The sequence below is a fragment of the Nocardia gipuzkoensis genome (genome assembly GCF_021183645.1).
GTDB lineage: Bacteria > Actinomycetota > Actinomycetes > Mycobacteriales > Mycobacteriaceae > Nocardia > Nocardia abscessus.
Genome location: NZ_CP089225.1, coordinates 4,882,205 through 4,894,370, shown reverse-complemented (window position 1 = coordinate 4,894,370; position 12,166 = coordinate 4,882,205). Strand labels below are relative to the sequence as shown.

The following is a 12,166-nucleotide window of genomic DNA, read 5'->3' as shown; positions in this document are numbered from 1 at the left end:
TCGAGCCCGGTGCCCGCGATTCGGTCGCGGCGCCGGGCTCCCTTCGTTTTCGCCCGAGTACCGGCGCGACGGAACCCTCCGCTGCGGCTACGGCTCGCGGCGATCGGTCGCTCGGATCGCATCGTCCGGGCCGGACGGCGGCGCGGCGCCTTCCAGTCGCTGCCGCAGGTTGCGCAATGCCGACTCGGCGCGCCTTCGTATGACGAAGCGGGCCAGCGGCAGCACCGTCCAGCGCGGAAGTGCCCTCGTGTTCCTGCTGAACATGCGCCAGCGCACTTCGCAGGCATGCGGTCCCGCGTCGAGGAATTCCATCTCCATCCGCGGCAACAGCAGTGGCAGCCGACCTTCGGTGACCAACCGCCGCCGTGACGCACCGACTTCGACGACCTTGATGCGGACCTCCCGTCTTCCTCGCAGCGGCACCGCTACGGTCTCGCGGTAGTGCTTGCCGACCGCGGTGAACGGCAGTTCGTCGTCCGAGTCGATGCTGATCACACCGGGGAACCACGCGGCGAAGTTCTCCAGGTTCGCCGCATAGGCGAATGCCTTCTCGGGAGAACACGCCACGACGGTGTCGGCGCCGGCAATGGGGAACATTCTGGCCTCCTTCGGATAGTGGTCGCCGAAGGCTAAGGTGTAGAGCCAGGTCTACAGTCAAGCGGGAAACCATGCAGATCAGTGAGCTGGAGGCACGGACCGGCGCGAGTCGGCACGCCTTGCGCTATTACGAGCGCCTGGGTCTGCTGGGGGAAGTGCGCCGGACCCGCGGCAATTATCGGGAGTACCCCGAGTCGACGGTAAAGGAAGTCACGCTGCTGCGAAGCATGCAGTCATTGGGGTTTTCGCTGGGCGAAATCCGCCAGGTTCTGGACGGGCTGCGGTCCCGTGACATCGACTGTGCGGACGGCGCCCGGCTTCTGGCGGAGAAACGCGCGCGTGTGGAAGAACAGATCACCGGCCTGCGAGAACTCAGCCGGACGCTGACGCGGGAGCAGAAGCGCTTGGAGGACAGCGCTCGCCGCCACGGTAAATCGCTCGGTCGAGCGGAACGTCTTTCCTGACGATCAGCGCGCCGCGCCGCCACGTCCGGTTTCCGGATCGGACGCGGCGGCGCTGATCGACGATCGGAGGCCGGGGCCTCAGCCCTTCAGATCCCCAGCACCAACTTGGCCGTCGTGAAGTAGATGATCAGGCCGGTGGCGTCGACCAGCGTGGTGACCATCGGGGCGGAGACGACTGCCGGGTCGATGCGCAGTTTCTTGGCCAGCAGCGGCATGGTGCCGCCGATGGTGGCCGCCCAGCCGCAGATCAGGATCAGAGTGATGCCGACGACCAAGGCGATGCGCGGGCCGACGAACAGCGCGCCGATCGCCAGGCCCACCGAGGCCAGCAGCGAGCCCAGCACCAGGCCGACCCGGCATTCCCGCCAGATCACCTTCAACAGGTCCGACGCCCGGACCTCACCGACCGCCACCGCGCGTACGCAGGCGGTGGCGGCTTGCGCGCCCGCGTTCCCGCCCGCGCCGATCAGCAGTGGGATGAACAGGGCCAAGTGCGCGGCCTGCTGCAAGGTGCCCTCGAAGAAATCGGTCACGCTCACCGTGAGGGTCGCGGCGAACAGCAACAGCAGCAGCCACAAGGCGCGGTAGCGGGCCAGCTGGAACACCCCGGCGGCCATGTAGTGGCCCTCCCACGGCGCGGAACCCGCTTGCAGCGCGACGTCCTCGCTGTCGGCGGCTTCGATCACCTCGACCGCGTCGTCGATGGTGAGCAACCCGACCAACCGGTCCTCGCTGTCCACCACCGGAAGGTTGATGTCGTTGGTCTCGCGCATCAACCGGGCGGCCTTCTCCGCCGAATCGGTGGCGCGCGCGAAGGCGGGCTCGGTGACCACCAGCTCCGACACCATCGTCTCGGGCTTGCTGAGTACCAGCTCCCGCAGTTCGACGATCCCGGTCAGCCGCCTGCCCGCGTCGACAACGGGCAGGGTGTACACCGTCTCGGCGTTGCCGCCCTTGGTCCGCACCATGCCGAGCGCTTCGGCCACCGTGAGGTTGCGCGGCAACGCCACCACCTCCGGCGTCATGTACTGCCCCGCCGAGCCCTCCGGGTAGCCCAGCAGGCTCGCGGTCATCCGCCGCTCGCGCGGGCTCAGCCCGGCCAGCGCCTTCTTGGCGACCTTGGCCGGCGCCTCGCGCAGCATGCGGGCGCGGTCGTCGGGCGCCATGCCCTCGACCAGGTCGCGGAAGCTCTGGTCGCGCAGCCCCTGCAGGATCTGCTGCTGGTCGACCGGCTCGAGTTCCTCGAACACGGCCAGCGCCAGGTCTTTGTCGAGCAGGCGGAACGCCATCCCGGCTCGTACCGCGTCCATGCGGGCGAGCTGGTCGGCGATGACGTGCGGCGGATGGTTGCCGAGCCAGTCCAGCGCGGCGTCCACGCGGCGGGATTCGACGACGTCCTGCAGGGACTCGGACAGCGTCGGACGTACTTCGATGATGTCGGTCTGCGACATGGGAGGACCTCAGCACATGCGTGAGTGAACGGAGAGCTCGAAATTCACACCGCGGGCGCCGGCCCCTGCCGTCGCGACCTGACTAGGAATGCGAAGGGGCGGCGCCGCGCGGCCTTCGACTGGGAGGTTCGCTGCGCATCGCTACCCCACCTCCCTCTCGTCGCCGCGGATCTCGGAATCCGCACCATTCGGATCAACATCTCGCGGACGCGGAAACGTCCTCGTGCAGCTTACATCGCTTCGGCGACGATGATCACCATACGGCAGCGCGCTGTGACCTAAGCCGCTCCATATCGATCGAATCCGGGTGTGTCGCGCCCGAGGATGCCGGTGTCGCATCGGCACGGCGCGCCGACCGCGACGATGACCGACCGAACCCGGCGCACCTGGCGACGGAAGCCACGACGCCCCGCCGCCCAGTGCCGTCGTCGCCTCAGGATGCGCACGCCGATCACGCAGCGTGGAATATCACCGCAACCGATGACCGTCGTACCAGGCTAGGCATCGATAAACCGCCGGAATACAGGGTTATACGCAGTCGGCGTCGAACTGTTGCTCCCATGCCCGGGAAGCGGGACAGTGTTTGCCAAGCAGGTGCGGGAAACCGAAAGTTCCCGGCACAGGCGCACACCCAGCACAGCTCACGGAAGTCTCGCATGTCGACAGCAACAGCATTGATCCGCCGTCGCGCGGTCGACTTCATGCGCGTTCCGCACGGAATCTGTCGCCGCTGAGTCAGCGCGGCCGAGGTTTGCGACCGAATCCCGCGCGGTCATCCACCGCCGCATCGCTCCGCTGTGGTGTCACCGGATGCCGAGCATCGAACCGCCCGGCGTCCTCTCGTCTTCGAAAGAACGAACAATGCCCTTCCCCCTACCCACCCGGCGCGTCACCCGCGCGCTCTCCGCCGCTGTCGCCGTGCTCACCGGCCTGTCCGTGCTCACCGGATGCGGCCAGACCGCTCCCGCCAAGACCGCCGACGGCAAGACCGTGCTCCGCTACCAGGGAGCCACCGGGCAGGTGAACCACTTCGAGCTGGCCGAGGACCTCGGCTACTTCACGAAGATCAGCCTGCGCTGGGAGGGTGACACCACCAGTGGCCCCGCCAATATCCAGGCCGCGGCGACCAACCAGGTCGACTTCGGCAGCGCGTTCAACGGCGCCGTGGTGAAGCTGATCGCGGGCGGGGCGAAGGTCACCTCCGTGCTCAGTTCCTATGGCGCGGACGAGCAGTCGTTCACCGGTTATTACGTACGCGACGACTCCGGCATCACCTCGGCACGCGATCTGATCGGCAAGAAGGTCGCCGTCAACACCCTCGGCGCGCACCACGAATTCATCACCAGGGAGTGGCTGCATCAGCAGGGCCTCACCGACGACGAGATCAAGCAGGTGCAGCTGATCGTCGTGCCACCGGCCAACACCGAGGACGCGCTGCGCAAGGGGCAGGTCGACGTCGGCGCCCTGGGCAGCGTTTTCCGGGACACCGCCCTGCAGCGCGGCGGCCTGCATCCGCTGTACACCGACAAGGCCATCTTCGGCACGTTCGACTACGGCACCTACGTCTTCCGCGACGACTACATCGCCAAGAATCCCGCGGCCGTGGAGGACTTCGTGCAGGGCACCGCACGCGCGATCCGCTGGTTGCAGGTGACGCCGCGTGATCAGGTGCGCGAGCGGTTCATCCAGATCATCGGCAAGCGCGGCCGCAACGAGAACACCAACCTGGTGCCGTACTGGCTCAGCTCGGGCATCCCGGTGCCGGGAGCGGTGGTCGCCGAGAAGGAGCTGCAGATCTGGATCGACTGGCTGGTACGCAACGGCGAACTGCCGAACGGCAAGTTGCAGGCCGCGGATCTGTACACCAACAAGTTCAACCCCTACGCCAACGGCAGATACCAGCCGCAGGCGGGACCGACCGGAGAGGTGGTGGCCGCGAAATGACCACGGCGACGAAACTATCGCTCACCGGAGTGCACAAGCAGTTCGCGGTGCGCGGCTCCGCCGAGCGGTTCACCGCGATCGAGGACATCTCGCTGCAGCTGCGCGAAGGCGAGTTCCTGGTCCTGGTCGGGCCGAGCGGCTCGGGCAAGTCGACGCTGCTGGACCTGCTGGGTGGACTGAGCAAGCCGACCTCCGGTGAGATCCTGCTGGACGGCAAACCGATCACCGGGCCGGGCCTGGATCGCGGCATCGTCTTCCAGCAGTACGCGTTACTGCCCTGGCGCACGGCGCGATCGAATATCGAATTCGGTTTGGAGGCCAAGGGTTTGCGCCGCAAGGCACGGCGCGAACTCGCCGACCACTACCTGGAACTGGTGGGGCTCTCCGGTTTCGGCGACCGCTACCCGCACGAGCTGTCCGGCGGCATGAAACAACGCGTCGCGATCGCGCGCAGTCTCGCGTTCGATCCCGAGGTGCTGCTGATGGACGAGCCGTTCGCCGCGCTGGACGCGCAGACCAGGGAATCGTTGCAGGACGAGCTGTTGCGCATCTGGCGGGCCACCGGTAAGACCGTCCTGTTCATCACACACGGCATCGACGAAGCGGTGTACCTCGGTCAGCGCGTCGCCGTGCTGACCTCACGACCCGGCCGGATCAAGGCCATCGTCGACGTCGAGATCGATCGGGACACCGACGACGACGTCCGTTCGTCCGAACGCTTCCGGGACTACCGCCACGAGATCTGGACGCTGCTGCACAGCGAGGTCCAGCGGGCGGCGAGCCTGGAACTGGAGTCCTTGTCCGACCACCCGGCCGATGTCGAATCCACCATCGAGAGGACAGCCGATGTCTAGTGCCATTCAGCTGAGCGAACGGCCGGTGCGCGAGCACACGGCCGCGCCCACCCGTCCGGCTCCGGTGCGCCTGACCGAGGCGCGCCCCAGCGCCGTGCCGCAAGCGCTCCGGGCGGTGCGCCGGTTGGCCTGGCGGGTGTTCAAACCGACCGTCGTGATCGCGCTGTTCTTGCTGCTGTGGCAGCTCGCCCCGACGCTCGGTCCGGTGGACGAGGTGTTCCTGCCGCCGTTCTCGGTGGTCGCCCAGGCGTTCGCCGACTTGGTAGCGAGTGGAGAGATGTGGACCCACCTGTCCGCGAGCCTGAATCGTTCGCTGGCCGGGTATGCGCTCGCTTTGGTAGCAGGCATCCCGGTGGGCATCGCGATCGCCTGGTACAAGCCGGTGGCGGACTTCCTGAACCCGATTCTCGAACTGTTCCGCAACACCGCGGCGCTGGCGTTGCTCCCGGTCTTCCTGCTGATCCTGGGCATCGGCGAGACCTCGAAGGTCGCCATTGTCGTCTACGCGAGCTTCTTCCCGATTCTGCTCAACACCATCACCGGTGTGCGCACCGTCGATCCCCTGCTCGTCAAATCCGCAGCATCCCTGGGGTTCTCGCCGTTGCGCCTGTTCCAGAAGGTGATTCTGCCCGCGGCGCTGCCGTCCGTCTTCACCGGTCTGCGGATGGCGGCCGCCAGTTCCATCCTCGTGCTGCTGGCCGCGGAGATGTTCGGGGCGAGGGCCGGGCTCGGCTATCTGATCACCGCCGCGCAGCAGAACTTCGCGATCCCGAACATGTACGCGGGAATCCTCGCCATCTCGCTGCTCGGCCTCGGCTTCAACGGCCTGCTGGTCACCCTCGAACGCCGCCTGTCGCGGTGGCGCGCCCCGGCGAACGGCTGACCATGACCGCCCGTCGCCAGGCTCGCCGCGCGCGGAAGGCGGTGGTCGTCCGGGCGCTGACCAAACGGCGCGTCGTCGACTTCATGCGGACCTGCGGCAGCGCTTGTCGCTCGGCCCGACCCCCGCATCTCCGGTTGGAGCCGGCCCGATCCGCTATCCCGAAATGAGTATTTCAGTGACCGCCGTACACGAAACCCCCGTCGCGAACGCCACCGATCACGCGGTGCACGTCGCACCCGTCGCCGGTTACATCGGCGCCGACATCTCCGGCGTCGATCTGCGTCAGCCGCTGACCGACCAGCAGGTCGCGGCCATCACCGACGCGCTGCACACCTACAAGGTGCTGTTCTTCCGCGATCAGCACATCGATCACGCTCAGCAGATCGCCTTCTCCCGCCGGTTCGGCGCGGTCACGCCGTCGCACCCGTACGACGACGACGCGCCGACCGAGCACCCGGAGATCCTCGCGGTCGACAGCAGGCTGTACGAGAAGCGGTTCGGTGTGCGGAAATTCAGCTACACCAACCACTGGCACACCGACGTCTCCGCGCTGATCAACCCGCCCGCGGCCTCCATCCTGCGCGCGGAGATCGCACCGGAGCGCGGTGGCGACACCGGCTGGACGAACCTCGTCGCCGCCTACGAGAACCTGCCGGAGTCGCTCCAGCGGTTCGTCGAAGGGTTGCGCGCCGAGCACCGCTTCGGCGGCAGCAGGCCGGCCTGGGACGCCGACAGCGACTACGCGAAGAAGGTCGCCGCCACGCCGCTGATCACCGAGCATCCGGTGGTCCGGGTGCATCCGGTGACAGGCGAGCGGGCGCTGTTCGTCAATCCGGGTTTCACCACCCGGATCGTCGGCCTCCGGCCGAGTCAGAGTGACGCGGTGCTGCAACTGCTGTTCGACGAGGTGACCAACCCGGCGTACACCGTCCGGTTCCGCTGGGAGACGGGCAGTCTCGCGTTCTGGGACAACCGCGCCACCGCGCATCTGGCGCCGAGCGATCTCGACCATCTCGACGTCACCCGGGTGCTGTACCGCACGACGCTCGAGGGCGACATCCCGGTCGGCGTCGACGGCGAGCCGTCGAAGTCCATCGCCGGAGTGAAGTTCACCGGCGCGTAGGGATGGGATAGGCCAGGATCGGCCGGGTGCCTCACGGGCGCCCGGCCGATTTCGCGCGGTCGCCACGGCACCGATGCCGCAAGAATGACGGTCTCTGTCTCTGGCAGCCGGGCAACCGTTGCCAGGAAGAACAGCCCGCATTCGACCATCGACCGGATTCCGAGACCGCTGGAGACGAGCCGGGACGCGGCTCCTCCGACTGCGCTCGATGCACCGCGAATATCCGGGCACCACCGGCTACGAGCGCACCGGCGGCGTCGGATCGGTCGTCTCCAGCACGGCGCGCTCCACGTCGTCCCAGGTCGGGACGTGGCGCACCCAGTCGGGAATCGGCTCCGGCTGCACGCCGAACAGCAACCGGTACGGCACCAGATCGCACAGCACGCGGTGCACGTCGAGGCGATCGTCGATCATGTGCGTGATGCCGAGTTCGGCGCAGTGCACCGCCTTGTCCGCCCGCGCACGGCAGAAGCGCACGTTCTCCCGTGCGATTCCGATCCGGTCGTAGAAGTCGTGGTGATCGAGCCACTGGCGGGTGCGCTGCTCGATCCGGGGGCCGCATTTGGAAATGACCCAGGCGCGCCCCTCGAAGCGCCGGACCAGACGCGGCAGGACTTCGAAAGCGCCCGTGGTGGGTGGTGTGCGCAGTGCCTCTTCGAGTCCGCCGGAGAGGAATACCGTGTCCTCGTCTCCCGGCGCCATGGCTGCCCCTTGGATGACCCGGCCGAAATCGACGCCGAGTCGAGGTTGCTTTTCTTCGTTCGACTGTCTTCTCACTTCGTTCATACGGTTCCAGCGTGCGGCAATCCGACCGTCTTCCGCCAGCGGATTTCCCTGCGGGAAGGACTCGGCGGCATGGCGACCTCACTCGTGACGATCCGATTGTCGGGCGAGCCTCGGTGGAGAGCGCGTTCCTGGCCGAATTCGATACGTCGAGCGCCGAACGGTTGCCCATCAGCCGTGGACTGGGAACAGTGAGGTACGGAGGCCGCGACGTTCGCCGCGGCGGGTACACACGGAGGAGAGTTTCGTGCGCTTCGGCATCTTCATTCCGCAGGGTTGGCGGCTCGATCTGGTGGGCATCGACCCGGCCGACCAGTGGGGGGTGATGCGAGACCTCGCCCAGCGCGCCGATGCGAATCCGGCGTGGGAATCGCTGTGGGTCTACGACCACTTCCACACCGTCCCGGTCCCCACCGAGGAGGCGACGCACGAAGCATGGACGCTGATGTCGGCGTTCGCCGCCGCCACCGCACGCGTCCGCCTGGGCCAGATGTGTACCGCGATCAGCTACCGCAACCCGGCCTACCTTGCCAAGGTGGCCGCGACGGTCGACCTGATCTCCGGCGGCCGCGTCGAGATGGGCATCGGCGGTGGCTGGTACGAACACGAGTGGCGCGCCTACGGCTACGGCTTCCCGTCCGCGGGCGAACGACTGGGCCGTCTGGACGAAGGCGTGCAGATCTTCCGGCAGGCATGGACGACGGGCTCGGCCACGCTCGACGGCAGGTACTACCAGGTCGACGGCGCCATCGTGCGTCCGCTTCCTTTGCAGGAGAACGGAATTCCGCTCTGGATCGCCGGAGGCGGCGAGAAGAAGACGCTGCGCATCGCCGCGAAATACGCGCGGTACACCAACTTCAGCGGTAATCCCGAGGAGTTCACCCGCAAGTCCGACATCCTGCGCACCCACTGCGCGGAGGTCGGCACCGACTTCGACGCCATCGTGCGCACGTCGAACTTCAACGTCGCGATCGGTTCGACGGAGGCCGACGTCGAGGAGCGCCTCGCGACCCTGGCCGCGCGCCTGACCCCCTTCATCGGCGCCGACGGAGCCAAGACCCACATCGATGACGTCTACCGCGGCTCGGCCGCCGTCGGCACTCCCGAGCAGATCATCGAAAACCTCACCCGCGTCCGCGACCTCGGCCTCGGCTACGCCATCCTCAACTTCCCCGAATCCGCCTACGACACCTCCGGCATCGAACTCTTCGAACGCGAAGTGATCCCGGTTTTGTCGACATCGTAATCCCCCGGTTTCCAGACCGAAATGGCTGTCCTTTCCTCCAGCGGCCAGCAATTTCGGAACCACCCGGCCTTTCTAGCCAATCTGCTCCGTTATGCGGTCAATTCTGCTCGAAGACTTTCCACAGCGCCATTTCTGCCTCCCGGGACGGAGTCCCGTCCCATGGATGGGCCTGAAAGTTGTCGTCGACGAGGTGATCTCGATATTTCGGCTTCGCGAAACCCCAGTTGGTGACCCTCAGGACGGACGTCCGCTGCGCGACTTCATCTTGTTTCACCAGGTGAGCGATATCGGTCGCAACCGCTCGGAGATCTTCGGGGCCGGTCGATGCCGGAATGGTGAGGTCGACTCGCACCGAGATCTTTCCGGGCTGGCCAGGTAGGTCGCCGGTGTCCACCGCAAAGAAGCAGGTGCCAACCGGAAGCGCCAGTTTCGCCAACTTTCCGGTCAACTCCTTTTCGTCCGAACTCTGGTATTCCGCCGCAGGCACCGTGAGACATGTTTTCGGAACCGCCGTGGTGGCAGCAGGGGAACTCGGCTGCGCCGTCGGAGTGACCTCGGCCGCGCCACAACCGATAATCAGCGATGCCCCGACAGCGATCCCAGCGATCCCAGCACTTCTTAGCGTCCAACGTCCAGTAGAAGCACGCATATCAGTCTGCCCCATCCAACTTCCAATCATCTTCTTTGCTGTCATACCCCTCTACTTGGGGACTGGGCCACCGATCTTTGCCCTCGCTGTCGGGAAAGAATCCCGCCGGATGATTGATGATATTTGCGAGCTCATTCGAAGCAATTACCGACTTCGCCTGCAATTCAAGGAAGCTGGTCATTGCCTCGACAACAAGTTCGACAGCGGTGACTATCGCATCATTAAAACTGTTTATCGACCAAATTATTCCGACACCCGTTGAAGACTCCGCCAAGGCGGTAGCCGCCTGCCCGAGCAGCGTGCCCAGCTTGTCTATTATCTGCTTATAGAGCGCCCTGCCTTCTTCTGCAATGATCAGAAGCTGGTCATGAACTTTTTCGCACATCTCCGTTATTTTGGACATGGCCGCCGCTTGATAGGTCTGCGCCGTTTTGAATGCCTTGTATGCGCTTCCGTCCCAGTAGCCCTCTAGGTTCACCCTGGGATCGTTCTGCGTATTGTTGACCTTCGACACATTGGCGCCGACCTGCTGCCAGTTGGCTGCGTAGCCGACGAATAATATCGGAGCAGCCTGCCCCTCAACAGCATCCCCCAGTTTCGACATCAGAGTCTTCAAGTTATCCTGCGCGGCGTCTCTGACGTCGGTCAACGCCAAGTAGGCGCCTGGCAGTTTCCATTTCAGTTCATCAAATCTGCGGTTCAGCCGATCCGGTAACTCTTTGACCTCCTCCACCTTCCTCGTGAATTCGTCACTTATTGCCGTCAATTGATCTATCGTCGGGTTTGCGCCGTTTCCCATTAGATCGAAAAGTCCATCTCTCCCGCGAGCTTTTCCAAGCCCTCCTTTTGCTCCACCTGCTGTTCATGCAAACTGACCACCGCGCTGTACAGAGCAGTTCCGATTTGTTCGGCCGCAGGAGCACCCTCATTGAGTCGGTCCTGAATATATGCCGCGGCTATGCTGTAGTTCTTCCATGCCAGAATAAAGAGTGGCCCGAATTGTAGCGACGAGTATTTCAACTCCTCGATCGATGCAGCAACGTTCCGCAATGCGGGTGCCACATCGTTTATCCAAGTCTTCGACGCGCCCTCAAGGCGGTCCAACTCCGCCTTCATGCCATCAGCCATTAGAACTCATTCCTCAGCAGTTGCCGTTCGTGCTTGATTAGACGAGCAGCCAATTCTTGCTCGGATTCTTGATCCAGATAGACATCTCTGACCCATTCTGGCTTTTTTGCGCGCACCTGATCGAAACATTCGATGATATCTTGCGCGATGAAGTCCGCCTCGATTTTCTTGGCCCAACTCGGGTCGATGTCAACGGAAACAAGGCTGGATAGCGTCGCGGTCACCGTCATAGCGGGTTCGTCGTATTCGTTGGAACCCGGGCCGTGAACGGTATACACCTCCTCTAGATATAGCCGATTGTACAGATCTCGATATTCTTCGTAAGTGCGGGTCTGCAACAGCAAAGGTGTGACCTCACGCAAAGTTGGCAAAGTCGATGGCGGTGACGTGGCCGAATCCACGTAATGCATCGTCAATTCAAATACTGCATAGTCGTATGCATCCATGATGGATCGACCATAGTGCAACGGGTCGAACGCTTCTTTCCAGCTGCGAGCCAGTTCGACACTTGTAGGCAGACGATCACTACCGATTTCCACCCTCACCAGGGAAGACTTCTGCGGCTGCTGCAAAGTATCCTTGCCTCCGGCATCACCCCTCCCCATGTCATCCAGATCATCGCCGTACAAGTGATAATTCGAAGCCATACATTCTTCCTCTCCGCATCCTGACAGCGGTCGACTCGACTACACCCTATTCGAGTGCTTTATCCCATTACCATCAGCGACGTGTACATATGACGAGGACACGCTCGCATCGTATAAAGTAAGATACGGATCAAAAATCAGAAGCACCCCCATTCCGCTAACCGTCCGACCTTCGCGCCGCGACTCTCCAGTCGTACGGCGTCTTCGCGCGAACCGAAATCACCCCAGAATTGTCAGTACGCCGCACACGACGACGGCAGCCATGCTCTCAGTCGTCTGATCGTTCTGTCAACCAACCATCCGCGGGGCGCTTCTGCATGAAACTCGTTGAGCGATCGGACAGCTACTGAACCTATCCACCCCTGTCAATGAACGCTCAAACGAGCCCACCCATATC

Annotated in this window: 13 protein-coding genes; 6 read left to right on the top strand and 7 right to left on the bottom strand. The window is 64.4% G+C overall.

The annotated features are described in order from the left end of the window. Positions 1-87: 87 nt before the first annotated feature. On the bottom strand, positions 88-597 hold the full coding sequence (locus LTT66_RS22205; protein ID WP_233060432.1) for an SRPBCC family protein: 510 nt from the start codon (positions 595-597) through the stop codon (positions 88-90). A 71-nt stretch (positions 598-668) separates the two neighbouring features. Here LTT66_RS22205 and LTT66_RS22200 point away from each other — a divergent pair, with 71 nt between their 5' ends. Beyond that, positions 669-1,061 carry a MerR family transcriptional regulator gene (locus LTT66_RS22200; RefSeq protein ID WP_233060430.1) on the top strand — a complete coding sequence of 131 codons (393 nt, stop codon included), beginning with the start codon at positions 669-671 and terminating at the stop codon, positions 1,059-1,061. Between the two features lie 86 nt (positions 1,062-1,147). On the opposite strand, the gene mgtE is transcribed toward LTT66_RS22200, so the two are convergent. Continuing rightward, positions 1,148-2,512, bottom strand: coding sequence for a magnesium transporter (mgtE, locus tag LTT66_RS22195; RefSeq protein WP_181718816.1), 1,365 nt, complete (start codon positions 2,510-2,512; stop codon positions 1,148-1,150). A gap of 861 nt (positions 2,513-3,373) precedes the next feature. Between mgtE and LTT66_RS22190 the strand changes: the two genes are divergently transcribed. From LTT66_RS22190 to LTT66_RS22175, 4 genes are all read left to right on the top strand, one after another. Further along, positions 3,374-4,456 (top strand): ABC transporter substrate-binding protein, encoded by a 1,083-nt coding sequence (locus tag LTT66_RS22190; protein WP_233060429.1) that lies wholly within the window; start codon positions 3,374-3,376, stop codon positions 4,454-4,456. Next, positions 4,453-5,310 carry an ABC transporter ATP-binding protein gene (locus tag LTT66_RS22185; RefSeq protein WP_233060428.1) on the top strand — a complete coding sequence of 286 codons (858 nt, stop codon included), beginning with the start codon at positions 4,453-4,455 and terminating at the stop codon, positions 5,308-5,310. The genes LTT66_RS22190 and LTT66_RS22185 overlap by 4 nt, the downstream gene beginning before the upstream one ends. Further along, on the top strand, positions 5,303-6,193 hold the full coding sequence (locus LTT66_RS22180) for an ABC transporter permease (protein WP_233060426.1): 891 nt from the start codon (positions 5,303-5,305) through the stop codon (positions 6,191-6,193). Before LTT66_RS22185 ends, LTT66_RS22180 begins: the two co-directional genes overlap by 8 nt. 163 nt (positions 6,194-6,356) lie before the next feature. Beyond that, on the top strand, positions 6,357-7,316 hold the full coding sequence (locus tag LTT66_RS22175; protein ID WP_408638659.1) for a TauD/TfdA dioxygenase family protein: 960 nt from the start codon (positions 6,357-6,359) through the stop codon (positions 7,314-7,316). A 237-nt stretch (positions 7,317-7,553) separates the two neighbouring features. Here the strand turns inward: LTT66_RS22175 and LTT66_RS22170 are convergent, their stop codons facing one another. After that, complete coding sequence (locus tag LTT66_RS22170; RefSeq protein WP_233060424.1) at positions 7,554-8,102, bottom strand: hypothetical protein; 549 nt, start codon at positions 8,100-8,102, stop codon at positions 7,554-7,556. Positions 8,103-8,346: 244 nt separating this feature from the next. Between LTT66_RS22170 and LTT66_RS22165 the strand changes: the two genes are divergently transcribed. After that, positions 8,347-9,345: an LLM class F420-dependent oxidoreductase gene (locus LTT66_RS22165; protein ID WP_233060423.1), complete on the top strand. Its 999-nt coding sequence runs from the start codon at positions 8,347-8,349 to the stop codon at positions 9,343-9,345. 97 nt (positions 9,346-9,442) lie between these two features. On the opposite strand, the gene LTT66_RS22160 is transcribed toward LTT66_RS22165, so the two are convergent. From LTT66_RS22160 to LTT66_RS22145, 4 genes are all read right to left on the bottom strand, one after another. Further along, positions 9,443-10,009 carry a hypothetical protein gene (locus LTT66_RS22160; protein ID WP_233060422.1) on the bottom strand — a complete coding sequence of 189 codons (567 nt, stop codon included), beginning with the start codon at positions 10,007-10,009 and terminating at the stop codon, positions 9,443-9,445. Further along, positions 9,996-10,727, bottom strand: coding sequence for a hypothetical protein (locus tag LTT66_RS22155; RefSeq protein WP_233060421.1), 732 nt, complete (start codon positions 10,725-10,727; stop codon positions 9,996-9,998). The genes LTT66_RS22160 and LTT66_RS22155 overlap by 14 nt, the downstream gene beginning before the upstream one ends. A 65-nt stretch (positions 10,728-10,792) precedes the next feature. Further along, positions 10,793-11,122 (bottom strand): hypothetical protein, encoded by a 330-nt coding sequence (locus tag LTT66_RS22150; RefSeq protein WP_233060420.1) that lies wholly within the window; start codon positions 11,120-11,122, stop codon positions 10,793-10,795. Then, complete coding sequence (locus LTT66_RS22145) at positions 11,122-11,769, bottom strand: hypothetical protein (protein WP_233060419.1); 648 nt, start codon at positions 11,767-11,769, stop codon at positions 11,122-11,124. The genes LTT66_RS22150 and LTT66_RS22145 overlap by 1 nt, the downstream gene beginning before the upstream one ends. Positions 11,770-12,166: the final 397 nt, after the last annotated feature.